Source organism: Cohnella sp. (assembly GCF_041641335.1).
GTDB lineage: Bacteria > Bacillota > Bacilli > Paenibacillales > Paenibacillaceae > Cohnella.
On sequence record NZ_JBEPYQ010000002.1, the window covers coordinates 82,778 to 108,069 of the forward strand.

At 49.4% G+C, this 25,292-nt stretch carries 15 protein-coding genes and 3 riboswitches; of the genes, 3 read left to right on the forward strand and 12 right to left on the reverse strand.

Going from position 1 to position 25,292, the window contains the following annotated elements; all coding sequences use genetic code 11:
• Positions 1-20: 20 nt before the first annotated feature.
• Positions 21-2,672, reverse strand: coding sequence for a right-handed parallel beta-helix repeat-containing protein (locus tag ACESLM_RS01125; RefSeq protein WP_372629178.1), 2,652 nt, complete (start codon positions 2,670-2,672; stop codon positions 21-23).
• A gap of 239 nt (positions 2,673-2,911) precedes the next feature.
• Positions 2,912-2,996: riboswitch (cyclic di-GMP riboswitch) on the reverse strand.
• A 241-nt stretch (positions 2,997-3,237) separates the two neighbouring features.
• On the opposite strand from ACESLM_RS01125, the gene ACESLM_RS01130 reads away from it, so the two are divergent.
• Positions 3,238-4,524, forward strand: a complete 1,287-nt coding sequence (locus ACESLM_RS01130) for a purple acid phosphatase family protein (protein WP_372629180.1) — start codon at positions 3,238-3,240, stop codon at positions 4,522-4,524.
• A 205-nt stretch (positions 4,525-4,729) separates the two neighbouring features.
• On the opposite strand, the gene ACESLM_RS01135 is transcribed toward ACESLM_RS01130, so the two are convergent.
• Genes ACESLM_RS01135 through ACESLM_RS01165 form a run of 7 tightly spaced genes read right to left on the reverse strand, consistent with a single transcriptional unit; the run spans position 4,730 to position 15,573 of the window.
• Entirely contained in the window at positions 4,730-5,398 is a 669-nt protein-coding gene (locus ACESLM_RS01135) for a DUF4956 domain-containing protein (protein ID WP_372629182.1), read from the reverse strand.
• A gap of 30 nt (positions 5,399-5,428) precedes the next feature.
• Positions 5,429-6,139: a polyphosphate polymerase domain-containing protein gene (locus ACESLM_RS01140; RefSeq protein ID WP_372629184.1), complete on the reverse strand. Its 711-nt coding sequence runs from the start codon at positions 6,137-6,139 to the stop codon at positions 5,429-5,431.
• Positions 6,140-9,229 carry an exopolysaccharide Pel transporter PelG gene (gene pelG / locus ACESLM_RS01145; protein ID WP_372629186.1) on the reverse strand — a complete coding sequence of 1,030 codons (3,090 nt, stop codon included), beginning with the start codon at positions 9,227-9,229 and terminating at the stop codon, positions 6,140-6,142.
• Complete coding sequence (pelF, locus tag ACESLM_RS01150) at positions 9,189-10,643, reverse strand: GT4 family glycosyltransferase PelF (RefSeq protein WP_372629188.1); 1,455 nt, start codon at positions 10,641-10,643, stop codon at positions 9,189-9,191. The genes pelG and pelF overlap by 41 nt, the downstream gene beginning before the upstream one ends.
• Positions 10,644-10,651: 8 nt before the next feature.
• A complete protein-coding gene (locus tag ACESLM_RS01155) occupies positions 10,652-12,493 on the reverse strand; it encodes a DUF2194 domain-containing protein (protein ID WP_372629190.1) in 1,842 nt (613 codons plus the stop codon).
• Positions 12,471-13,388: a hypothetical protein gene (locus tag ACESLM_RS01160; protein ID WP_372629192.1), complete on the reverse strand. Its 918-nt coding sequence runs from the start codon at positions 13,386-13,388 to the stop codon at positions 12,471-12,473. The genes ACESLM_RS01155 and ACESLM_RS01160 overlap by 23 nt, the downstream gene beginning before the upstream one ends.
• 4 nt (positions 13,389-13,392) lie before the next feature.
• Complete coding sequence (locus tag ACESLM_RS01165; RefSeq protein ID WP_372629194.1) at positions 13,393-15,573, reverse strand: NAD-dependent epimerase/dehydratase family protein; 2,181 nt, start codon at positions 15,571-15,573, stop codon at positions 13,393-13,395.
• Between the two features lie 396 nt (positions 15,574-15,969).
• Here ACESLM_RS01165 and ACESLM_RS01170 point away from each other — a divergent pair, with 396 nt between their 5' ends.
• Positions 15,970-16,662, forward strand: a complete 693-nt coding sequence (locus tag ACESLM_RS01170) for a class D sortase (protein WP_372629196.1) — start codon at positions 15,970-15,972, stop codon at positions 16,660-16,662.
• An 88-nt stretch (positions 16,663-16,750) separates the two neighbouring features.
• Here ACESLM_RS01170 and ACESLM_RS01175 read toward each other — a convergent pair whose 3' ends face one another.
• Both ACESLM_RS01175 and ACESLM_RS01180 read right to left on the reverse strand, forming a co-directional pair.
• Complete coding sequence (locus ACESLM_RS01175) at positions 16,751-17,566, reverse strand: transglutaminase-like domain-containing protein (protein ID WP_372629198.1); 816 nt, start codon at positions 17,564-17,566, stop codon at positions 16,751-16,753.
• A gap of 14 nt (positions 17,567-17,580) precedes the next feature.
• Positions 17,581-17,666: riboswitch (cyclic di-GMP riboswitch) on the reverse strand.
• 34 nt (positions 17,667-17,700) lie between these two features.
• Positions 17,701-17,788: riboswitch (cyclic di-GMP riboswitch) on the reverse strand.
• Between the two features lie 134 nt (positions 17,789-17,922).
• On the reverse strand, positions 17,923-22,524 hold the full coding sequence (locus ACESLM_RS01180) for a collagen binding domain-containing protein (protein WP_372629200.1): 4,602 nt from the start codon (positions 22,522-22,524) through the stop codon (positions 17,923-17,925).
• A 247-nt stretch (positions 22,525-22,771) separates the two neighbouring features.
• On the opposite strand from ACESLM_RS01180, the gene ACESLM_RS01185 reads away from it, so the two are divergent.
• Positions 22,772-23,155, forward strand: a complete 384-nt coding sequence (locus tag ACESLM_RS01185; RefSeq protein WP_372629202.1) for a hypothetical protein — start codon at positions 22,772-22,774, stop codon at positions 23,153-23,155.
• A 103-nt stretch (positions 23,156-23,258) separates the two neighbouring features.
• Here ACESLM_RS01185 and ACESLM_RS01190 read toward each other — a convergent pair whose 3' ends face one another.
• Both ACESLM_RS01190 and ACESLM_RS01195 read right to left on the reverse strand, forming a co-directional pair.
• Positions 23,259-24,083, reverse strand: a complete 825-nt coding sequence (locus tag ACESLM_RS01190; protein WP_094042831.1) for a purine-nucleoside phosphorylase — start codon at positions 24,081-24,083, stop codon at positions 23,259-23,261.
• A gap of 29 nt (positions 24,084-24,112) precedes the next feature.
• Positions 24,113-25,288 (reverse strand): phosphopentomutase, encoded by a 1,176-nt coding sequence (locus tag ACESLM_RS01195; RefSeq protein ID WP_372629204.1) that lies wholly within the window; start codon positions 25,286-25,288, stop codon positions 24,113-24,115.
• Positions 25,289-25,292 lie beyond the last annotated feature (4 nt).

Here is a 25,292-nt window from a genome sequence, read left to right on the forward strand (position 1 = left end):
TTAACTTGTTTGTCACTAGTCTATTTCAGTTTGTAAGTCAACATTTCCCCTTTTGTTGGGAGCTTATCAGCTTTATTATCGTTGAGAAGAATTCCAAGATTTACACTCTGTCCCGCACTAACCTTTAAATCCGCTAGCGGGATCGCCAATTCAACTACAGATGAACTAGATACGTACAACTTGTCTTGCGACAATTTCACGGGACTGAATGACCAATTCCCGCCATTTCCTGAATAGCTGTACCATTTACCCGACTCCAATAAATAGTCGATGCCCGCGGTTGTCCATCGGGAGGTTTGAAAGCCAGTCTTCTCGTTCGCATCCGAATTAAAATAAACCTGCAGCTTATTGTTTAGCTTCGTTCCTTCTATGAGCATATAAAGGTACTCGGCATCATTCAAGATTTTGACCGATTTCACATTGCTGCTGCTGGATGCGGCTGGTGCAATTTGACTCCATTCATTCCCTTGGCCGTCTACAACAACTAATGAAGGTGTCGGCGTTGGCGTCGGTTCAGGCATCGGCAAAGCTCCGTTAACAGGCACAGATGCCATACTATTGTTAACCGGCAGCTTGTCTGCGGCAGAATCCTTCCATGCAAAACCAATTTTTACAGTATCCTTGACTCCGCCCAGATCCGTTAACGGAATCGCATATTCGACCACCGTCGCATTCGCCGCATGCTGCTTCAGGCTTCTATAGGAGACGATCTTGGACCAGTTCCAATCTCTTCCCCCTGTACCGCTGTACTTATACAATGTATCATTTTCGATCAAATACTCTGAAGGGTTCCCTATCCAATATGGGGCATCAAAAGCCTTTTCGCCCGTACCCAGACTTATGAACAGTTGGCCCTTTTCATTGAGCAGGTTACCGGTTACCAGCACGTACAGCCAGTTGTTCTGAATGAATGCTTTCATGCTTCTTGCATTAGAGCTGCCGGTACTTAGTTCTGGAACCTGACCCCAATCCTCGCTTACTCCATCAATGAGGATCCCGGATGGCGAAACCGGCGGTTCAGTCGAAGGATTTCCGGTATTGATTGGCGGATCAGTAGGTTGCGGTTCTTCTGTTGGCGTCGGCTTCGTCGGTATAGGTTCCGTCGGCACCTCGGGAATAACCATCGCCCCAAACTCCGCAGCTCCAATATCGATGCTGCCGCCCGTTATCCTCGGCTGACTGTAATAATCTAACGACATATTGCCGCTATATTGCAGCGATCCTTTATCTATAGCCAATGAATGTTCCGACAGACGGAAATTATGATTGCCGATATCTACGAACGCCGGATCGGCAAAAATCGAGTTTTGATCAAAACCTGTTGCCCACTTGAAATCATCCCATGTTTTATACGATACGCCGTCATATCGCCAGCTTACGGAGTTTAGCTCGTCTGTGCGGTAATACAAGTTGTTATCAATAACATTCCCGCCGCCATTCGTTCCGGATTTTCTGATAAAGGACTTTTGGGGGAACGTGTAAAATATGTTATTCGCGAATATATTGTTAAAATTATAATTTTGCAGCGTCACTTCGCCATAGCCTTGATTCAATCCGTCGTTTAGATACAACGTATTGTTAACGATTAAATTGTTGGACGCCCCTCCATTGCTAGTGCCCGAACCGCCCATAATTAGTCCTGCGCCATGATTATGATGTAAATAATTATTCCTTAATATAATGTTGCTGGTTGCTTGTCCATTCTGTTCGCTGGCCAATTCAACACCGAAATTGCTATTGTACACTTCGTTGTTCTCAACGATGATATTGGTTCCGCCGTCTACATAGATCCCTCCCGCGCTTCGGCTTCCCGAGCCATAGGCAGGATTTGTTGAGCTATCGATATTATAAACCGTATTATAGGCTACAACCCCATTGCGAGCCTGATCCTGACAAGAGCTTGGGCATGTATTGTAGTAGCCGGCAATATCGATGCCAATATTATTATTATCATGAACAAGGTTATGATCGACACTGAAATTCTGCACGTTGCCGACGACAGTTAACGATTCGCTGGAACCGTTAATCAGGTGATGGATTTCATTGCCGCTTATTTTGATATCCGTGATCGGAATGACAGAGTCCCCGTATACGACCAACCCGTGCGCATTTCCCCTGCTGGACCGGTTTTCGATATGATGGATATCATTGTTCAAAATATGAATATTCGAACCGCCGCCCTGAATCTTCACGCCTGCCGGATACTCGGAAGAACTTGCAGAAGTCAGTCCGCGAATCTCGAAACCTTGAACAACAATATAGTTGGCCGATCTAATGCTAATCAAGGAACTTTTACCGCTCGCAATCGTCAAGTTCCTTCCTTCGATTACGGGTTTCTCGCCCGGATAGGCCTGGAACGTAATATACCCCGCATCAGCCGATCCGGAGCTTCTTATCGTAACGAATTCTTCGTATATTCCGCCTCTTACCAGTACCGTGTCTCCTGGCAATAGCGAGTCGACTGCCTTCTGGATCGTTCGCCACGGAGCTTCAATCGTTCCCGGATTGACGTCGTCGCCTTCCGTGCTTACATAATAAACGGCTCCTGAAGAGTTATTGGAATAAGCCGTTCTCGGAACAGCATAAGAGAATAAAATCATCATGACCAGCAACAAAGCAAATGCGATCTTTACTCGTCCCAACATTAGTTCGTGCCTGTTTGGTATTTTCATGACCAATCACTTCCTTCCTGTAATATCATCGGATGAACCGTAATTCTTTGGAAATGAAAAGCCTCCAAGAGTACCTGCAGTGTAGCACAGTTCCATTGGGAGTAACAGGTGTAATCATCTAATATTAGTAAAATTGGTTTCGCTTGCATAAACATAGAAAGACACAGCCGGAGACCCGAACTGTGTCAAGAAAACGTAATGAAAACAAGATCTCATCTTGTTTTCATTGCTTCTTTTCGTTCGGCAACTGGCTACCATAGGCATTAGCCCTTAGGTCCTGTAGTTTTGCGTCGCTGTCTTTCGACAGTTTTGCCCTTATCGCGAGAATGAGAGACGGCTTCCGACTCCCTCTGACAAACCCTTAGCTTTCATTATCCATACTTCGGGTCAATGTGCAAGAGAATGTGACATCCATTCACAAATTTATCTTCTAACGAGCTAATAATCTTTCTTATTGCGCATAATCTCCTGTGTAATTCACAAGTGAAACCACATTTCCCGCTATATGATTCTTCCTCTCTTTTTTGTGCTAATATTTGAGATATGGAGATAGGGAGAGGGCGCTATGAACTTAAAAAACAAATCTTGGCTTCTACTAGCCGCTTTTATGGTCCTGGCCGGAGCGATCTGGTTTTCAGCAGGACATAAGCAGGAAGAGGCCACCCCGGGTTGGCCTGTAGAGACGGACGGGCCTGTCGGAATTACGGGCGATATCCCGCAAGCCATCGTCACGACATTCAGAGGGGATCCGCGGACCAGCCGGGCATTTACTTGGCATTCGGAGACGCCTAACATGCAGGCTGATCTGCAGGTCGTGAAGGGGACGAATGCGGCAGATTTCCAGGATCAATCGAAGCTCCTGGAATTTCGGGGCGAAGCTTCGGAGCTGACGTTAAGCAATGGAAAGGTTAAAGGGGTATATAAAGCGGAAGCGACCGGGCTGAAGGCAGAAGAAAGCTACCTGTACAGAGTAGGCGATGGAAAAAAGGCACGGTGGAGCGAGCCGGCGGCATTTAGGACGGCGCCAAATCGCATTGAAAACTTCGGTTTTATCAATGTTGCGGATTCTCAAGGGGTAAACGAGCAGGATTTTGAACTATGGCGAAATACGCTGGAAAAAGCGTTCGAGCGATTTCCGGAAGCCCGATTTTTGATCCATAACGGAGATCTAACGGAACATCCCGAGGACGACGCGGCATGGAATCATTTGCTGAACAAAGCGCGTCCATGGACGGCGAGCGTTCCTTTCATGCCGGTAACGGGCAATCACGATCAGGTAGGTCGGCAAGCCTCTGCCTTCGGCTCTCATTTTCATTTGCCGAATAACGGTGCCGCAAGCTTGCAGCCAGGGACAAGCTATACCTTTGATTATGGTCCCGTCCATTTTGTGATGTTAAATACGGAAGGAAAGTTTAAGGAGCAGGCGGTTTGGCTCAAGCGGGATTTGGAGGCTAACCGTCAGCCCTGGGTCGTCGTCTCCATTCATCGTCCTGCTTATGGCGGGAATCAGGATCAGAAGGTGATCAAGCACTGGGTGCCTCTGTTTGACGAATACGATGTCGACCTTGTGCTGCAGGGGCACAATCATGAATTCTCCCGATCCTACCCGCTCAAAGACGGAGAAATTGCATTATCGGGCGGAACGGTGTATGTAACGACGAATGCCTCCGGACAGAAGTTTAACAAGAAAAAAGAGGATCGATTCTACCACAAGAAGCACCTGCAAAACTGGAAACAGATGTATGCGGGCATCGAAGTGTCTGCCGATAAGCTGATCTATAGGGCTTATACCGTTGATGGCGAGCTGGTGGATGAATTTGAGCTTGAACGCAAGGAAGGTCGGAAGCGCTAAACTGACGAAGCATAGATAGGCCGGCGCACCCCCAAGAAGGGCTGTCTCCATGAGTAGGGGCGTACAAGATAATCGATGAATAATAAAGGCATCTATCTCCTGGCAGCAGTGCAAGGAGATAGATGCCCATCGCATTCACCCATCGATATCGGTACGACTCTGTTTACTATGAGACAAGCCCTTTCTGAGCTTAGATGCTTCGCGTCTATTGTGCGTAATCTCCCGTGTAGTTCACCAAGGACGCATCGCTTACGCCCGACATCTCGATAATGGTTTGCAGAAAAGAAGTATTGTCGTCGACAAGCTTGATTTCGTAAGTGACTTCCGTATAATTCTTGCGTACATTTTTCGATTTGAGCTTCCCGTTGAGCTTTTTCATTTCCGTTCTCAAAGCAGCAGTGGCTTCGTCGGTATGGCGAATGATCAGGAGGAATGCTTGCTCTCGGATCTTTCTCTTGCTGAGCCAAACGATGACAAGGCCGATTAATAAGGAGCCGCCAAGCGCAATCGGATAGACTTTGGCTCCTGTGGCAATTCCGGCGGATAACGCCCAGAACATGTAGACGACATCCAGCGGATCCTTTACCGCAGTACGGAAACGAACGATACTGAGCGCGCCGACCATTCCCAGCGACAAGACAATATTCGTGCTGATCGTCATAATGACAAGCGTCGTAATCATGGTGATCAGGACGAACGACACATTGTAGTTGTAGCTGTATACGACGCCGCGAAACGTTTTTCGATAGATGGCGTAAATAAACATCCCAATTGCGAAGGAAATCGCCAAGCTGATGCTTGCCTCATAATAGGAAACTGTCTGGAAGCTCTCCAGTGTCAATACGCTCTTCTTAATTATGTCCTCAAAATTCATAACGGTCCTCCAACCTGTTCTCTAACAGCCTCATTGTGTATGCAGCAGCATGAGTTTCTCTCTGCACAGGACATACTTTGAAATCGTAGATCGTAGATGATACGCCGGCGTAATCAGTTCTCTGACGACATTAGGCAGCACATCGTCGAACTTAACCTCCATGATGGTGACGCCAGGCATGCTAATCTCGGAAAACAACAGCTCGGGGTGAAATAGATCTTGCTGGTTAGCGGCTACCGCAAGACGCTTATCAAAAGTGATTCGAACATTCCCGTGCGGATAGATGAACGCTTCCCGCCAATAATCGACGATAACCGTCGGCCTATATCCGCCGGCCGTCATGGCGGCGTAGAAATCGTGCGCTAACGGATCCCCGTCTGCGTACAAGCTTTCATAATTTCCATGCAGAATTTGATCATACTGCTCTCTGGATATGCGAATCGATTCCTTCGCGACGTATTCCCCCAACTTGCTTTTCCGTTCCAACGCGATGTGATTGTCCGAGCCGTTATAAATGCGGATTCGGAACTTTTGCCTACTGAAGATGCCATCGTTTTTCGTTTCCAGCGCGGTTTTGCGCGGGTCGTCGAAATACAAGCTGCGAATATTGTAGCCGTCAACATCGACCGAATTCGGATCAAGCGTCATCAGTTGAGATAGCTTCATACGCAATGCCAGATAATCGTGCATATGGATGTAGTATTTCTGCTCCGTGCGTAGCTGCTTCCCTCTCAGCCGCATTCAGTTCACCTCAAAATCCTTTATGCCGTAGTACATTTCGCCTTCCTCATCCGTGTAAATTTCAAAGTTGAACTGCCGATTGCCTTTGCCGTCCACGACATCTACCCGCCAGAAATATCGGCCGGGAGCCAGCTCCGGAATCGAATGCGAGATCTCCCGCAGTTGTTTATTTTCATAGACGACATCCGTGAATTCCTTGTTTTTGGCAATGACCATTTCATAGGTCAGCTCATCGTCTTGCAGATCGAACGATACCCCCCAGTCGAAATAGAGCCGGCCGTCGCGCTGCGTCGCTTCGTTCAAATAGAACGGCTTGGGCTTTTCCAAGTCGTCGTAGTAGCGTTCCAGCCCCCGTTTGGGCGTGTCGATAATCCGTTGTATGTCTTGATCATAAGCGGATAGACGATCGGGCAAATATTGGATGTCCGGCATCCGGCTGACGAATGGCTCGACGATCGCGCGGTATTTGTCGATTTGTGCCTTTACGGTTTCCTCATTAATGTATTGGCTAAGCTCCTCCATTTTTCGGGTTAACTTATTGACATTCTCCTGATTGCGGAAGAATCGGTTATGCAATTCAACTCCCCAGTAATTGCTAAGACCGGTTTGATACGGACGGATAAACTTCATATTTCTTTGAAGCTCCCATCCTCCGTCGTAATCCCATGGAAGAAAATACCACTTGTCGATGTTAAGCGGAGAGTAAAGGAAAAAGTTATTGGCGTCCGTATCCATGTTGTCCATTAAGATATTCATGGCTGTCCATGTCAGAAAGTTGTCAAGATCGAAATACTTTTCCACGGTCTCTTCGATCGGAATGCTGTAATCGTTGACGGCCTCCAGCATGGCGATCAGCTTGTCATGCTCTTCGCGCCCTTTGATTTCCAAAATCTTCTCGAATTTGGCAACATCGTAAGCCTCGTCCGTCGTCGATTTAATCTGGTCGGGATAGCGGTGGAATTCGAAAAATTTGACTTTATAAAAATAGGCGTTCGAATCCAGCATATGAGCTTTCAAAAACCGTTTGTTCGGCTGCTCTACATTCGTGTATAAACCATAGTCGACATAGGGAGCTTGCTTCTCCCCCTGGGTAAGATCTTTCACGTAGAGCCGGACAAACTGCGTCCTCAGGCTTGTCATATCCGGAATGGTTTCCATCAAGTCGAAGCTGAGCTTGTTGCGAAGCCGCGACAGATCGTCAATGTGCTTGTTCAGATTAAGCGTTCGCTGATCCATGTACAGCCCGGTCTCCTCGTAAAGCTTCAGCTTATAGGACTTTTGAACGCGCGACCAGGCAGAGTTGCCGCGCACCGCAATCGACGCATTGGCCGCTGTCGCATCATGTTCGAACATGCCGGGCTTTGGCCCGGATCCGTCCGGCAGCCCTTCCTGCACAATAACTTCAAGCGATTTTCCCGATTCCTTGTCCACCTGACGGTTCAATGCGTACCAGTCGAACGAAGATTGTTCCCCTTTTGCCGGCAGCACGGTAACGTACAGCGCTTTAAGCGAATCATCCTGATCGCGATTATACAACCGTTTATCGTCTTTTAATCTGTAATCGTGATCGACCGTGATCATCTTGGCAGGGCTATCGTTCGCTTCCGTCTGGGAAGAGGCCCCTGAACTGCATGCCGTCGCCAGCAGACACGCGATAAGCATCGTCGCGACGATGCCTGCTTTACCTTTGCCGCGTTTTTGGCGTGCGTTGTTGCTGATCGGCTGCGCGCAGAACGTATAGTAATCGATATTTCGCACCACGTAGAGCAGCCGCGCACTCACGGCCAGCAAAGAGACGAACGAAGCAATGAACATGCCTAGGCCGTCATAATTCAACTGCATCGTTGCAATCGTGCAGCCGATATTGAGCGCCACGAACAACAAGCTTGTCCAAAGCACGCCTTTTCGGTCGTCGAAGTACATCAGAATATGGACGAAGGAGAACAAAATAATAAACAAGTAATAAGCGAGCGCCAGGATGATGAAAAGATCGAGCTGCTGCATCGTAAAGCCGATTTTCGGCAACAACAGCATTCCCGCGCCAAGCGACAGGACCGTAACCACAAGCTGAATTTCCATCAGAAAGCTGATTTCTCGCATCAGCGTTTTTTGCATTTGTTTTTTGGCATTTTGAATATCTTGTATGGTGCCGTCGGCGCTGATGTACAAATAATAGTGGCGAAATTTCTCGAAGAACGACGTTTCGACGGACACGACAAAAGCGACGAGCGTAGGCAGCACGGTCAGGAATGCATAAAAAACAGGAACGTCGTAAAACATGAAGACCCGATAGGCGCCCCCGATCACTTGGCCGTTATCGCTGAACCAGTAGACAAAGTTATGCAAATAGATGCCGGAATAAACTAACATGCCGCTGAAGAACAAGGCGGGATACTTTTTCATATGCAGCAAAAATTCATAGTAGCTGCCGGAATCGGCTTTAGGGAACTTATGGTGCATGTGAAGCCCTGTCAAGAGGCATATGGTCAAAAAGCCAGCATCCAGGCCAATGAAGGCGCCTAAAAGGGTAGAGATCGAGAAGTATTTCATCAGGACCCACGCGACCAGCACGGCGATCCCAGCGCCGCTCAGAAAGCTGCGCGCAATTCGCATATAATCCTTTAACGCGGACAAGTAGACGCCTTGTATCCAAATCATAACGAGAAAAACAAAAAAGAAAAAGGCGCTGAATTTGTAAGCCAGACTTCCGTCTACCCGACTTAAAAAGATCGCGGCCGTTATGGAGGCGATCGGAACGATAAGGCTCAGTACGCCGTAATAGGAGGACATGAGCTTGCTGAATTGTTTGGTGTACAAGCAGTCCGAAACATATCGCGTAACGACGAGGGAGATCCCCGAAGTCATCACGATGGAAAAAATAAAGCAATAGGATACTGTTGCAATGTATAGTTCCCAATCCAGATAGGTTCCCTCATGAATCGACATCAAGCGCTGCAAAATAATGATCAATGACATGCAGAGGATCATAGGACCGACTGTTGTCATGGAGGAATATGCGTAGGCACGCAGATTGTTGAGCAGCCCTTCCTTACGAAAAAGCTTTCGCAGCTCGAATCCGATCCCCGCCATTTGTCCCGCCTCCTAGTTCAGTATATAATTTCCGGTAATTCGCAATGACGTCTTCTTGCCGATAATAGCGGCTAACGCGAGCATAAGCGTTCCGTCCGTACTCTTCTCTCATTTTTTTGCTGCTTGCCAGCTGCAGTACTGCCTGGGCAATTTGCTCGATATGCATAACCGGCACCACTAAGCCCGCGGGCCCGATCCCGTCGTCCAGCCCGTCTAGCAACTCCTTGCAGCTGCCGACATTGGTGGCGACGTACGGCTTGGCGGCAGCCATCCCTTCCAGCATCGCGAGCGGCTGTCCTTCGCTAATGCTCGTCAGCAGCAATATATCCATTTTTCCAATATACTCCATAATATTGACCGCTCCGGTAAAGATAACATCCTTCAGTTGCAGGCTGTCTACCAGCTTGAGGCATTCCTCGTAATATTCCTCGTCCTCTTCGTAAGAGCCCATAATATAAAATACGGCATCCGGTCTTTCTTCTTTCACAAGCATGAAGCTCAGCAGCATCGTTTTAATATCTTTAATCGGCACTACGCGAATAATGGCGCCTAGATAAAGCTGGTCGCCGGGTTTTTGCCGATCCAGCCGATCATATCTTTCGACCTGAACCCCGTTGGGGATAATCTGGATTTTATTCGCGTCGCAGCCCAGTTCAATTTCGATTTCACGATTGCGGTTAAACAAAGTCGTGACATGATCCGCATGCTCATAGGCGCTGCCCGACAGGCGATAGAAGTATTGAATCCACAAATCTTTGAAATACCCTTTCACCCAATCGGCCTTAATAATTTCCTCTTCCCTTTCCCGCGAGTAAATGCCATGCTCGGTCAGGAGAAACGGCATTCCGTACAGTTGCTTGGCAAGAGCGCCGACTACGCCGGCATAACCGGTGGATACGCTGTGATACAGATCGGCTTTCGGAATGTTCTCCCGAATCGTCAGAAACAACGGAAGAATCATCGAACGAACCGTCCAGAACATTTCCGTGAAGGGGACCAGCGGATAGCGCTTCAGGCACAGCGCCTGAAGCACATCGTAGAAATCTTTGCTCTGCAAAAAATCCGACACGCGAGCATATTGCTCCTTGCGCAACAGCGCGAACAGCTCCCGCCATTCCACGGTTCCCGCATCTCCCAGAAGCCGCATCAGGTTGTCGCGGTCGGCGTCCGAGAGATTAAACCGCGTTCCCCATTTCCCTTCCTCTGTTAGATAGGCGTCGAGAAAGGTTTCCTTGACCTCGATCACATTGTCCGGCAGCTTGTATTTGAACTTTCCCTTCTGCGTTCGCTGCGCGGCGATCGTATAAATGATAAATTCATGCTCCTGCATTTGCGTGGCAATCTGATGAATCCAACTGGAGACGCCCCCCGTGACATATGGGTAGGAGCCTTCGGCAATGATGCATATTCTCAAGTCCTCACCTACTTCAGTTCGATATTGAATTGCGCGTTTGTCGCTTCAACCAAATACGTATTTTCATCGATCCGTTGGACGTGACAGTTGGTCAGCTTGCCGATTTTCTTGTCGGAGCGAAGAATAAAGTATTGCCGGGTACGGTAATTTTCAATGTCGACCCCTAATTCCGTATCCGATTGCTTGCGTGTGATCCGGCTGTTCAGCACCGCTGCCACATGCATGGCGGCGTCCCCGGAGGTTTGCGCCTTTAGCCAGGGATAGGTATCGTTGACCCGGTCAAGCAGATGCTCGAAGTCTTGATACAGGTTTTTCCAGCTTTTCTTCTTGCCCCTCCGCACATCCAACAGATCGTCGGGATGAATAAAGTGCGAGAAAAACCCGTGCGCGGTCATCACGCTCGCTTCCAACCAGAGCATATCGGGCGATTCGGCATAACCGGACGTAATGCGCGGCATTTCTACGATTCCGTCGTCGGCAATTTCAAACTCTTGTACGTAGGAGAAGTCTCGCGGATCCTCCTCGTACAGACTCGAAATGACGCGCAAGCTTTCCCAGTTGTCGACCAGAGCCTTCCTGCCCTCTCTGCTCAATACGTTGGAAGGAGGCACATAGCTGACCGTATCGTAGTTCGGAAACGCTTTTTCCAAAAACGCAACGACCGTCTGTACGGAGGCCTCGATATCCTCATAGGATTTCCACGTATGATAATGGTACTCTTTGGCGATATCCTCCCGAAACTGCAAGGGCTGATGATTGTAGCCGTGTATGCCGATTTCGCCGTCGCTCTTCAACACCTCGCGGCCGTAAACGATCAGGTTGGTCAGATCCTCCTGTCTGTAGGCGGGAAGAGGCGCGGCAACCTTATCGTTATAGTCTTGAATCGCAACGGCCGTATATTTCAAATCGTATTTTTTCGCCACCCGAATCATATCCGGCCACCAAATATCCTTGAAGAACGAAGCGATATTGCGTTTATAGTCCGCGTAAATGCCAAGGTCTATCCCCTTGCTGAACGGCGCGGGATAGTCGTCGATGTAGAACAGCTTGGCGTTAAAAATCGGATAAATGTAGTCCTGAATCAGCATGCTGAGCGCGCCGACGATCAGGCCGCGATTCGATTTCGTAAACAAATTGTTTCCATTGTAGACCATTACAGCGCCATCGCCGTATTCATAGCGCCAAATGACCGGTGATAGTTGTCCTTTGGCAAGCAGTTCGCTGTCATGATCCAGTTCGACAGAAAGCGAGTCGTTATAGAAATAATCGTCAACAAATTTCTGGTTCTTTTGTCCGATCAACACGTTCGAAGTAAATTCGATATCGTGATTTCCAATGACATACCGGTAATTAACGATTCCGATCTTGCGATAGATGCGGGTGAAAACGGGACCTGGATGATCCATTCTAGCCAGGAAGAGATAGCCGCCTTGGGCGATATACCGCTCGAGTTCATCAATGGCATCCGGCATGGTTTCAATGCTGTTAAGCAGGATGACGGCCTGGCACGATTCGAAGCCGATTTCGTCTACGGCGACATCCTGAATCGTATAAGGCTGCTTGATATAACGATAAACTTCCTTAAAATTGCCGTAATGCTTGGCGCTCAACTCATCTTGGCTGTCATAGACCATACAGTGTGCGCCGAATGCTTGACGATTCGCCATAAGCATATCTACGGGCTCGATCGACTGTTGAAACTCCCGCCACTCCGCCATTGACATTTTATTGTTGTTAGACACATACTTCAGAACGAGATCCGATCGGGCAAGCTGTGAAATAATGCCAAAGCCAAGTATACCGACCAGGATAATATAGACGTTTCTTCTAAATCTGACGTTGTTGTTCATTTGCTTCCCCTTCAGACCAGAACCGCACTGCAGTCAGCCCTGCATTCGACAAGCGAATCGGCGAGTTTTTCAAGCGAATTAGCGTCTGCTCCAGCTTGCGGCTGGAGCGGACAGTAAAATAATATTTCATTAATGAAAGATAGGCTTGCTCGCTTAATGGAAAACATTCGACGTAATGAAGGGCGGTCTGCTCGGCTTCTGCAAAGATGCCCAGTTCAATTTCCGTTTCCAGCTTGGCGGCAAACAGCTGCTCTTCCTTCTCGTGCTGCTTCAAATAATTCGTCATAACGGACAAGTACGTATATTGATATTTTCTTTTCGTCCGCTCGTCGAGAAAACCGCTTCTCACGTAAACCGCCAATACTTCGACATACGCTTTGGCGGTTTCCGCATGATGCGGATCCTGCTCGTAACGCACTTCCAATTCCTGCAAGGAAATCAATAGCTTGCGCTTCATCTCCATAATCGCGCTCACCGCGTAATGCGAGGTTTCCGTATCCTCATTGTTGACCGCGAGCTGCAAAACCTCGATATATTTGATCGTATCCTGTTTCAGCACTTCAATCAGCGCTTGTCGCCGCTCTTGATGGCGGCTGGCCACCAGCGCGTCCTCAATCGGCACGACGTCCAGCTCCCGCTGCTTCTCAACGCCGTGAAATACCCCGATTCGACGAATCGAATGCTCTCGTTCTTGTTGTTCTACATATTCCGCGAACTGTTGTGCGGAGCGGGGGCGCGGTTTTTGACTCCATATCGTCGGCAAAAGCCAGCCCAGCCCCGGAATGCTCGCTACGATTAATAGTTTGATCAGCAGCAGCTGTTTATCTTGCCGGTTAAACAGGACAAGTGCCGCAGCAGAAATAATGAGATATAATCCGTAATAGAGCCAAAGCATTCGCTCACTCCTCGCTTACGACGGTAAATGATATTTCCGGATGAGACAGCCGCGGCATAATGAGGTTCAGATCTTGTTTACTCGTATTCGACAGCAGCAGCTGAAGCTGCCGCTCTTCCGTAAGACCTACATAATCCGTTTCGCGAAGCAGAGGCTCAATAAATTGCGCCGCCTGCTGCTGAGAACACTGGTTCAGGCTGCATTGCAGCAGCAGGTACGGAATTTGATGCTGCAGCTTCGCCTCCTGCTTGGCTTGCACAATTTCCTTAAAGATAGCCGGCTGCATAATTTTCGTTCCTTCAACGTACCGATTGTTTTCCGTTGCTTCAATAAAGGTAAAGGCCTTGCTTAAGGAAGAAGCGATCAAATCGGTCGTAATCCGAAACAGATTTTGCTGGTACAAGGAGAAGCTTTCGAATTTCATGCCGTCAATGGCAATAACCGCAGCAACCCGGTTTTGATGATAGAGCGGGACGGCCATTAGCGGCATGCCCTGCTCAAGATGCTTATTCATGTAGATTTGCCCGTCCTGCAGCATGATCTGCAGGTAGCTAAAATCCGATACCCGCAAGGACTTGTCCAGCGATTCCGCATCATAGCCCGAGCTCGCCAGCAGACGGAGAAAGTTTTGATGCTTGTTCAGGCGATAGATGGCAACCTTCTCGACGCGCATAATCGATTTGACAACGTTAACGGCGGAGTTGAAGACCGTTTCCGGCTCCAAGCTCTCAAGCTCTTTCGTCGCATAATAGATTTTGCCGTAGCTGTCGCCCGCGTTCATGATGCGGAGTTGAAGCTCGTCCTTAACTTCGCGCACTTCTTTGTAGATATCTTCCAGAAATTCATAGCGTTCTGTAGCTTCGGCTGCTTTTCGTTCCTGCTGTGCGATACGCACGTTTTTTCGCTGTATCGCATAACCGACGACAAGTCCGATAAACAGATAGATCGCTATGCTGAAAAAGAAATCGGTGTCGTAGGTGAGCGACACAGGGTCTCTGCCTGCCTGCAGTTCTTGGTAGGTTAGCAAGCTGACCGACAACGCAACGGCCAGCAGCGCCTGGCGATTGCCGTATAAAATGCCAATGATCGTTATGTAAAACAGCTTGACATCGATAACGCCGTACATGTTGCTCACGATGCTCAGGCTCAGCCAGGCGGTTAACGCAAAGGCCAGCGCATTTTCAAGCGTCGGCATTAGCCACTTCGGCATTTTCGGACGGCCTTGTTTCGGCGCCAGTTCTGCCGCAGCAGATGCCGCGGTCTCATTTTGCCCGATTTGGCTGACGAAATAAGCGTACGTGCGCTCCAAGCCTTCTTTAAGACTGTAGAGCGGCGACCAGTCCAAATCTCGCATGATGGACGTATTGTCCAGATGCGAATGCCGGATATCTTGCTGACGGGGCGGTTGGTTCTGAACCTGCAAATCCGGGCGGATTTCAGAAAGATATCGGATAATGTCGTTGACGGAGTCCGGGCGGTTCACGGAAAGATTGTAAATGCCCGTGTGCGGCGAATTTACGCTGCGATACAGCGCGTCGGCCAAATCCTCGACATAGATGAAATCCCTTGTTTGCTCGCCGTCGCCAAACACCTGCAAGGGCTTGCCTTGCAGCATGTTGTTTATAAAGATCGAGATGACCCCGCCCTCGCCTCCGGAATTTTGCCGGGGTCCGTACACATTGGAGAAACGAAAGCCGATTGTCGACAAGCCGTACAGCCCCTGCCATTTTTCCGCGTAGAGCTCGTTGACGTATTTGCTTATCCCGTAAGGCGCAATCGGGTCCGCGCTTTTCGTTTCCTGATGCGGCAAAGCTTCGCTGAGACCGTATACGGCGGCCGATGACGCGTAAATAAACCGCTTAACCCCGTACTTGACCGATAGGTCCAGCATATTGACCGTCCCCAGCACATTGGAGTCTGTATCAAGTTGGGGATTGACAACGGATTTGCTGACGCTGATCTGGGCCGCGAGATGCACAACGGTATCAAAACGATACGCCCGGAAGATCTCTTCGCATTTGGGATCTGTCACATCCAGCGTATAACCGCGATGCTTGATTTGTACATTCGCTTTATTTCCGGTCGACAGGTTGTCGATGATAAATACTTCGTAGCCTTCCTTGAAAAACCGGTCCGCGACATGGGAGCCAATGAACCCATAACCACCCGTTATTAACACTTTCATTCCATCATCACTTCCTGAATAAGAAAAATTTTATCCTAATTTGTAGCCAAATTATCTTAACAGAGACCACATTTTGGATGCCAGCTATACGAAAAGTATCATAACATGTCTAAACTTGCCAGTCGACACATTTATTGTTGTTGAATGGCTGAATTAATTTCGACATTCCATTCAAACTAGCATAATAGCATGAAGCGCTAAACAATTTCTGAACAATCACGATCTGCTCCCCCGGAGCAGGCAATTGGTAGATGCCTCTTTCAGTGCCCTTGAAGCGAACTATACACTTGGTGCATAACGTTTGAACCCGCCATTTTGTACAGTTTTTGTTCAGTACGATAGTTTATTATTTCAGCTTGAAGGTATTACGTATAGTTAAAGGCAGATGGTAAATCTATGAAACTAACCGGAACAACCGTCACGAAAATCGCTTCCTACGTTTTGATCGCCGCCGGACTTACAGTGCTGGCCTTTCCATTCGTTCGCGAGTATGTTCAAGACCGAGAGCAGCAGCGAATATTGCAAGAGTTGGAGCAATCTTTGTCATCCGGCGATCTCGTTCGCTCGTACAATATTCAAGCAGAATACAGCCGCCTCTCCAACGTGCTTGACGAAGGGCTAGAGCAAGCAGCAATGAAAGCGGAAGCGTCCGAATCTCCCGAGGATTCTCAAGAGTCTATGGACGACAAAACGATCGCCATCATTCAGATCGACAAAATCGATCTGAAGCTGCCGATTCTCGAAGGAGCAACCGCGAAAAACATGAAGGTCGGAGCGGGTCATATGACGGAAACTGCGCCGCTCGGGGAAATTGGCAATTCAGCTGTCGCCGCTCATCGGGCTCGTACGAAAGGCCGGATGTTCAACCGGCTTGACGAGATGGAAGTCGGCGACCGGATCGACATTCGGATGAGAAACAGCAGCGTCGCCTACCAGGTAACGGATATTAAAGTCGTCCTCCCTACCGATCTATCCGTACTGAAAAGCGATGGAGACAAAGCCGTTCTTACTTTGATTACCTGCGATCCGTTGGTGAATCCGACGCACCGGCTTATCGTTCATGCCGAGAAAATCGAGGATCAGGGATGAACCCCAGCCTGACGCGCAAGCGGTTATAGCTGTAAACACGAAAAAACGGCCAGAATCGTCAATAGATTCTGGCCGTTTCGATGTTCGATTAATAGTATTTGACTGCCGAATAATCGCTTGCCTTCTTGCCGAACGACACCTTCTTGTCGCCCTTGCTTAGCCCCGCGTCCACGGTCGTGTCCACGACGACCCATTTCCCGTTCAAGTATACCTCGTTCCAAGCATGGTACTCGTCGACCAAGTTCGTCGTGCCCATCGCCAGCTTGGCCGGAATCCCTGCGCTTCTCAGCATGGCCGCATAGAGCGTAGCGTAGCCGTAGCAGATCGCTTTGCCCGACGCCAATGTACCGTCAATGTCGGGAACATAATCCGATGTCACCTTGCGGGCCAACTCTTTATCGTAGCTTACGTTGCGAATTATATAATCGTAGATCGCTTTCGCCTTCTGTTCGTCGGTCGCAGCGAGCGCCGTCAACTCCTTGGCCTTGGCTAGCGCCTTGTCGGCGTCCTGCCAAGCGATCGCCTGCGTGGAATTCAAGTAAATGTCCGACGTCTTCGTTACGGTTACGTTGACCTTCTCCGCCAGATTCACGCGATACTTTTTGCCGGTTACGTGCTCGAGCACCGCAATCTCGTATTGCCCGTTCCCCATCTGCAGCGGCAGCCACAACGTCTGTCCGTCGGAAGAGGCGCTTAGCGTGTAAATATAACTGGCGCTCCCTTTCGATATTTTCGCTTTCGTGTCCACTGTCGGTTTGCTCGTCAACCGAATGCCGATCGTACCCTTTTCCAATTTGGAAGTGTCCAAAGTCGCTTTGCTCGTCCCTGTGCTCGCGGATGCAAGAGCAGGAATCGAGGCGAAGAGAACAAGAAACGCCAACAACAATTTTGCGGATTTAAGCATGCCATATGGCTCCTTTCGATAGCTGGCTGTCATCCTTCGAGGAAGGGAAGACCCTTTAGCTTTGCGTCGCTGCCTTTCGGCAGGTTTGCCTTTATCGTGAAGCTTGTCCAAATAAAACAAAAAAAGCCTAGTCTTTCGGTAGCTGGCTGTCATCCTTCCGGTGGAAGGGAAGACCCTCTAGCTTTGCGTCACTGTCTTTCGACAGGTTTGCCGTTATCGAGCTTGCTTTCTATGAAAATTATAGCGAAATTTCGACGAAAGCACAAGGAAAAACCTGCCAGATTGACCGGCAGGTTTAGTTTTTTTCTCTCTATGAAATTCTATCTGTCTTTATTTATCTATCTCTATCTCTCTATCTATTCTTTCTTCATTCGAAAAATACGATTGCGGTACATGATGAATGCACCTGCCGCAATGAGGGCCAGGCCGGCAAGCTGAAGCGGCAGCGGGCTTTCTTCCCCGGTTTTCGGCAATGTTTTGGTCGGAGTTTTGCCTCCGTCGTTAACCCCGCCGCGCGGAACGTCGTCCACGTCGATCTCGACGAGAATTTCCTGTTCATTGCCTTCCGAGTCGGTCACGATGATGGTAAAGGAATCTTTGCCTTTGTAGTCTTTGTCCGGCGTATACTTCCATTTGCCATCCGGCGTGATCGTTACCGTGCCGTGCTTCGGCTCTTCTCCGACTTTAACTTTGCCGCCTTTGGGAACTTCCGTTGTTCCTTCAACCGGCTTGTCGTTCGTCGTTTTCTCTTTTACTTTCTCTCCTGGCTTGCTAGGCTCCTCCGTTTCTGTCGGCTCCGTCGGTTTCGGAGTTTCGGTAGGCTCAGGAGTTTCGGTAGGTTTCGGAGACTCGGTCGGCTTCGGAGACTCAGTCGGTTTCGGCTCCTCCGTCGGCTTCGGCGTCTCCGATGGTCCCGGACCAGGCGCACAACATCCGCCCGAGCTCGGGATTCTCTCGTTTGTTTTTTCCACCAGGACCGTTGCCGTTTGCGTTGTCGTAATCTCGAATTCTACCGGATCGGTATTCAGACGATAGTCGTAAGGCGCTTGAATTTCGATCAGGCGATATTTGTTTGGTTCGAGTTCATCCAGGAACAACTCACCGTTCGCACCCGTCGTCAGCTGCGCCGGAGTCAACCCTGTCACGCGCTCATAAATCTCGTTGCCCTGAAGATCGAAGTTGAGTGTAGAACGCCACAGTTCGAACACAGCGCCGCTGAGAAGCTGCGACTTGGACGCATTATACTTCACCAGTCTGACCGAACGAATATGCTCCTTGTTCTCGATAATCAACGAAGTGTTCTCCTGATGAATCGATACTTTCGTATTTGGATTCTCGATGACGAAGCCTTCCGCTTTCGTTTCTACTATCGTGTACAAACCGTAAGGCAGGTTTGTAAACTCGACTACTCCATTAACGTCCGTCGTTTTCGTATCCACGAGTACGTTTTGGTCGTTCCACAACTCGAACTCTACATCTTTAAGCTTCAGATTATCCGGATCCTTGGCGTTCACTTTGGTGACGGTTAACTTTCCGTCGGATCCTCTCACGTTAGGATGTGTTTTCGTAACAATCTGTGTCTGATTGGCGACAATTTCAATCGGAATCGGCGTCGGGTCGAGTGTATAGAACAACGGCGCCTCCGTTTCGATCAGCGTGTAGGTGCCCGCCGGAAGATTACCTTTGCCCAATCGCCCATCTACCGTAACCAAGTTGTCGTCGATGACCGTGTTGTTGGAGTCTCTCAATTCGAACTTAGCTCCCGTAAGTTTGGCACCCGTAACCGAATCTTCCTTCACAAGCTCGAAGCCTTGGCGAATGACCTCATTGACAATCGTGATCGGTTCGACCACGAACGGCGCGGCCAAGTCATCCTGTTTGCCGATCAGTTTAATTTCTTTTCCGCCAACTGTACCATATTCAGGGTGTACGAGGTATCCGCTCGGAGCCGATACTTCCTTCAGTTTGTACGAAATTCCGGACGTGCTGTTAAGGCGGTACTTGCGCAGCGTCTCGGCTTCTCCGTTCGCGTCAGTCGTTAGTTCCTCCAGCACTTGGGTGCCAGCAGCATTCCATAACTCGAATTTCACACCCGCGATCGATTTGTTCTCGTCATCAAGCTTAACGATTTTGAGCTTGCCCGTTCCCGTTCCAGCTCCGCCGCCGGCATCCGCCATTTGTACTTTGAACCCATCCTGGTCGTTTTCTTTAACCTTCACGGTGTCGCCATGATAGGAGGCTTCGTTGCCGATCAGATCTCCGTTGAATGCATTAATGTATGATTCGTATTTGACGATGTACGCCGTGGACAGAGCTTTATGGAACGTAATCGTAAACTCGTTTTCCGTCACGGACACCGAGTAGTCCGGCTCTTCCGGATCTTTCAGTTCATCGCCTTTAGGAAAATTGCCCGAGTTGTTCGGCGGGAGATTCGTCTTGTACACCTTGATCGTGTTACCGAGCAGAATCTGGTTATCGGACAGTTTGTCTTTAAACACGGAGCCCGCCGGGATATGGGATTGGCTCGGATTCACGATAACCGTCCATTCTGCTTTGTCCGTACCAGGGAGTTGTCTGCCGGATTTGTGCAGATACTCTCCGCCATATTTCGGCGTTACCTTCGCCGACCACTTCGAGTTAAGACCCGGAATCTCTTCGTCCGTAAGCGTCGCATCGTTAGAATAAACTCCTTTGACCGGATACTCACCGCCGACGCTCGTCTTGTACTGTACGCGATAAGCTTGCTTGCCAACGTTGCCCAGCTTCAGCTCGAAGCCTTTGCCGTCACTGTCAAGCTGGAATTGGTAAGAATCAGGATCTTCTGGCGTGACAGGCTCAGGATACGTGTCGTTAGTTGTGTTGAGTTGAAGCTTATAAACCTTAATCGAATCCTCAACGTATTTCAGATTCGCAGCAGAATCTTCTGCCTTGAAACGGTCATTCACGATCGCATTTTTAAGATCGTAAAGATTGTAGTTCAAATCGATTGTCCAGAGAATCGTTTTGTCTTTGGCGTTGTATTCGCCTTTTTTGTTTCCGTTCTTCTGGGTATTCTCTTTAGCCTGAACCTCCGCCTTTTTTTCAATAGGATCCGGATTCGAGTTCGTAGGCTCTTTCCAATAAATCTTCGCCGTGTTCACGTACTTATTGCCAGCAGGCATACCCGCTGTAGGATCAAACGTTGTCTCGAACGTAATGAAGTGACGTTTGGAAGTGCTTTTCCCCGACTTTAACTGGATTGTAAATCCATTATTATAATTTCCTGGATCATTTGTCGGATTAACAACTTCATCAACAAGCTCAAATATGGACTCATCTTCAGCGATCGCGACACCATCCACCTTGACGGTATCCTTAATCAGTTTCATGTGTTGACCAAAGTACTCATCCTTGATCACGATGTCGGTCATCTCTTTTTGATCGCGGTTAACTTCAAGCTGCCATTTGATTTTCTTTTCATTGAAGTCTTCCTTGGCAACCGTCTTTCTAAAGATGACTTCCCGATACTCCCCGTTGGCCTCCTTTGTCTTGTTGCCATAGATTGTTGCAGTATTCTTGAATTTTGTATTTTTGTAGACGCGCTCCTCAGCTTTCGTCGTGTAAACGATATCGTAGGCTTGCTTGTCTACGTCGTTTATAAATTTAAGCTCGAAGCCTTTGTTATAATCTGTATCCTCCGCTTCCAGTGGCTTAACCTCATACAAATTGGGATCAATCGCCATGCTGCCGCGAGAGGCTATTCCGTCGCCGTCGATCGTCACGGGATACACTTTCAAACCTTCAATAGTGTCGCCATTATGAACGACATCGTTAACCACAACGCTCTGCTTAATTGGATTTTCGATGCCAGTCAACTCATCCTTAATCCAGGCATCGACTGCCGCAATCGTCTGCTGATTGTAGTTGTATTTGATGACCCACTTCATCGTCTGATTGCCGCTATTTGAACCGAAGTCGTGGTCTATCGTCTCCTTATACAACGGCTCGTTAAAGCTGATTGTTACCTGTTTTTTATCGTTCTTTTCGTCGATGCCACCTCCAGTTAACTTAACCGCATTCTCATACGTCTTGCTGGCCGAGCCGTCGGTAGGAGCCGTCACGGTTGTCGCGTACTCAACCTGGTAAGCCTTGTCAGTATCTACCAGATTGATTGGAAAACTATCATACTCGACCGGTGACGCAGGGTCTTTCTTCTTCACCGAACCGTCCGGTTGAACTTTAAGTTCATAAACTTTGATCATGCCATCCAGAGTCAAACCGTCGCCCAAAGTATCGTTAAGCTGGGCATTCGTAATGGCTTGTTGCTGTTGGTTGAATTGAACAACCCAGTTAATCTTATCCGAGTTAAAGCCGTTTTTGGTGGCCTCTCCCGTCTTGACAAGCTTGTCTTCGGCCTTATTCCCGAACTCCACCTTGATCTTTTCGTTTATCGGAGCCTTGAAATCAAGCTCGTATTCCAGACCGTCGTCCAGCTTGCCCTCGTCGAACTTCAGCCACACCCAGAAGAATCCGTCTTCCAAACCTTGACTGCCATTAATATTTTCGTTGAAAGTAAACTTGACCGTGTGGTCCGTATTAACGACAAAGTTACCCACACCGCCCGATAACGTTCCATTAATAGGAGCTTGAACCTTAAAGAGGTCAGGCAACGTAAAAGTGAAAGTATCTCCGTCGTTGTAAGAATGCCCATCCTGCAACGACCAATCCATAACAATAGCAACTTCCTTAGTCGCATCAAGTTTCACATCATTTTGATTCGGAAACTCATTGCCATTAGGCGTCCCGTTGGCATCAGGCTTCTGGTCAAAAAGCCTTACCTTGGTAATTAGAGGTTCTGCAATTTCTGCCGCATGCGAAGACGGCGTCACAAACAACTGCGTCGCCAACTGAAGAACCAACGCGAGCGCAACGAAAATCGTCAGCTTTTGCTTGGCTTGTCTAGCGCGGTTCTTGCTCACTCTTACTCTGCTAACTCTCACAAAATCCTTCCTTTCTAATATGAAGTGTTGCAGCCTGCATTCGGACCTCTGTTGTTCATGACTAATTGATTGTTCTCGGTTTTCCGCATGCAAAAAAAGCACATAGCTGAATATTAGCAAGGTCTCCTGAACAACTTCTGAAAAATAACTGAAAAATATCCCGAACCTTGACATCCGAACACATGTTTGCTAATATTAGTAAATCATTCGCGAGAGGGGTCTACTAATGTCTGAAGAACGTCTGGCTAGGCTCGAGGATATGATGGGGCAGCTAATCGGCATGGTAGGGAAGGTTCTGAGCGAACAGCATGAGTTGCGGCAAGAAATGAATGGGATGAAGCAGGAAATTGGCGGCGTTAAGCAGGAAATTGGCGGAGTTCAGAAGGAAATTAGCGGAGTTAAGCAGGAAATTAGCGGAGTTCAGAAGGAAATTGGCGGCGTTAAGCAGGAGATCGATGGGATAAAACAAGTATTAATAAGAATGGACGAGCGTTTGGAGAGAGTAGAAACCGAGCAGACCCGCTTCAACGACTCCATCCTCTATCTCATGGACAAGTCGACCCAGCACGATCACGATATCCACGTACTCAAGAGGCATATTCTCAAATAATCCCTTCACATAACGAAGGAGCCGCCCCCCCGAGGGGCGAGCTCCTTTTTCACTGATTCAGCGTCAAGATGACGCTGAAGACGTTTTTGCTTGTTTGCCGTTATTACATTTTCGGAAGGACCGACAGTACGAGCGATAAAAACTGTTCCTTCACCCGCTCGGTCGTCTCCATAACCTCTTCGTGCGAGAGCGGCTGATCCAGAATGCCCGCAGCCGCGTTGCTGATGCACGAAATGCCGAGCACTTCGATGCCGGAATGCCGGGCGACGATCACTTCGGATACGGTGGACATGCCCACCGCATCGGCTCCAAGCGTACGCAGCATGCGAATCTCCGCAGGCGTCTCGTAGTTCGGGCCGAGCAAGCCGACGTATACGCCCTCTTTAAGTTCGAATCCAAGCTCCTTGGCCGTCTCCTGAGCGATGCCGCGCAGTCTTCTGCTGTACGCTTCGGACATATCCGGGAACCGGACGCCGAGCGCGTTGTCGTTCGGACCGATCAACGGATTTTTGCCTGTTAAGTTAATGTGGTCGGAGATGAGCATCAAATTGCCCGCCGCGAAATCCAGATTGATGCCCCCGGCCGCGTTCGTCACGAGCAGCTTCTGCACGCCCAGCGCCTTCATGACCCGAACGGGCAACGCCGTACGCTCCGGCTCGTAGCCTTCGTACATGTGGAATCGGCCGCGCATCAGCATGACGTTGCAGCCCTGCAGCTTGCCGATCAGCAATTCTCCGGCATGCCCTTCTACCGTCGAGACCGGGAAATGAGGAATATCCTCGTACGGAATCGTAACCGCATCTTCCAGCTCGTCCCCAAGAACCCCTAAGCCGGAGCCGAGAATCAAGCCAATCTCCGGGCGCACGTCCGTCGTTCTGCGGATGAACGCCGCCGCTTCTTCGATCATCGTTTTCGTTATCGCTTGCATAGCATTAACCTCTCCTCTATATCCATCGGTTACTTCAACAGCGGAAGAAAGCTGGAACCGTGTGTCTTGAATTCGATCCCGAAGTTGTCCGCGATGGTGGCTGCGACATCGGCGAACGTGGCCCGATCCGCCAGTTGTCCCGATCCGGTCAAGCTCGGGCTCCATGCCAGCAGCGGCACGAACTCCCGGGTATGATCCGTTCCGGCATGAATGGGATCGTTGCCGTGGTCGGCCGTGATCAGCAGCAGATCGTTGTCGTTCATCGCCGCCATCATATCCGGGAGCGCGCGATCGAACTCCTCAAGCGCCCGCCCGTAGCCTTCCGGATCGCGCCGGTGACCGTACAGCGAATCGAAATCGACCAGGTTGGTAAAAAGGAAGCCGTCGAACTCTTTCTTAAGCTCCTGGATCGTCACTTCGATGCCGTGCGCGTTGCTCTTCGTCGACGTCGCTCTCGCGATGCCTTCTCCGCTGAAAATATCGTTGATTTTTCCGACGGACACCACTTCCACTCCTCCCGCTTTCAGGGCGTTAAGCACCGTCGGCTGCGGGGGCTTCACTGCGTAATCGTGGCGGTTGGATGTCCGCTTGAACGCTCCAGGACCGCCTACGTAAGGCCGGGCAATCACTCTGCCGACCGAAAATTCATCCTTCATCGTCAGCCTGCGCGCCACCCGGCATGCGTTGTACAGCTCCTCCAAAGGAATGACGTCCTCGTGAGCCGCCAGTTGGAAGACGCTGTCCGCCGAAGTATAGACGATCCACGAGCCGCTTCTCATCTGCTCCGCGCCCAGCTCGTCGAGAATCTCCGTGCCCGACGCCGGCTTGTTGCCGATGACGGACCTCCCCGTCTCGTCCTCGAATTGGCGGATCAGAGCGGCGGGAAAACCGTCGGGAAACGTGCGGAACGGTTTGTCGATGCGCAGTCCCGCCAGCTCCCAATGACCGGTCATCGTATCCTTGCCGACCGAAACCTCCGCCATCTTGCCGAAGTATCCGCTCGGCGAAGATTCCGGCTGCCAAGCCCCCAACGGAGCAATGTTGCCGAGTCCCAGCTTGCGCAGGTTCGGGAGCTCCAGCTCAGGCACTCTCTCGATAATGTGACCGAGCGTATGCGCCCCCGTATCCCCGTATTGCGCGGCATCCGGCAGCTCTCCGATGCCTACGCTGTCCAGTACGATAACCGTAATCCGTTTAAAAGTCATGCCT

Bases quoted from the DNA above. Each gene is read 5' to 3' on its own strand.
- ACESLM_RS01190 (WP_094042831.1), bottom strand. From the start codon at position 24,083: ATGCAAGCGATAACGAAAACGATGATCGAAGAAGCGGCGGCGTTCATC.
- ACESLM_RS01125 (WP_372629178.1), bottom strand. From the start codon at position 2,672: ATGAAAATACCAAACAGGCACGAACTAATGTTGGGACGAGTAAAGATC.
- ACESLM_RS01195 (WP_372629204.1), bottom strand. From the start codon at position 25,288: ATGACTTTTAAACGGATTACGGTTATCGTACTGGACAGCGTAGGCATC.
- ACESLM_RS01170 (WP_372629196.1), top strand. From the start codon at position 15,970: ATGAAACTAACCGGAACAACCGTCACGAAAATCGCTTCCTACGTTTTG.
- ACESLM_RS01130 (WP_372629180.1), top strand. From the start codon at position 3,238: ATGAACTTAAAAAACAAATCTTGGCTTCTACTAGCCGCTTTTATGGTC.
- pelG (WP_372629186.1), bottom strand. From the start codon at position 9,229: ATGGCGGGGATCGGATTCGAGCTGCGAAAGCTTTTTCGTAAGGAAGGG.
- ACESLM_RS01140 (WP_372629184.1), bottom strand. From the start codon at position 6,139: ATGCGGCTGAGAGGGAAGCAGCTACGCACGGAGCAGAAATACTACATC.
- ACESLM_RS01165 (WP_372629194.1), bottom strand. From the start codon at position 15,573: ATGAAAGTGTTAATAACGGGTGGTTATGGGTTCATTGGCTCCCATGTC.
- ACESLM_RS01135 (WP_372629182.1), bottom strand. From the start codon at position 5,398: ATGAATTTTGAGGACATAATTAAGAAGAGCGTATTGACACTGGAGAGC.
- ACESLM_RS01155 (WP_372629190.1), bottom strand. From the start codon at position 12,493: ATGAACAACAACGTCAGATTTAGAAGAAACGTCTATATTATCCTGGTC.
- ACESLM_RS01185 (WP_372629202.1), top strand. From the start codon at position 22,772: ATGTCTGAAGAACGTCTGGCTAGGCTCGAGGATATGATGGGGCAGCTA.
- ACESLM_RS01175 (WP_372629198.1), bottom strand. From the start codon at position 17,566: ATGCTTAAATCCGCAAAATTGTTGTTGGCGTTTCTTGTTCTCTTCGCC.
- ACESLM_RS01160 (WP_372629192.1), bottom strand. From the start codon at position 13,388: ATGCTTTGGCTCTATTACGGATTATATCTCATTATTTCTGCTGCGGCA.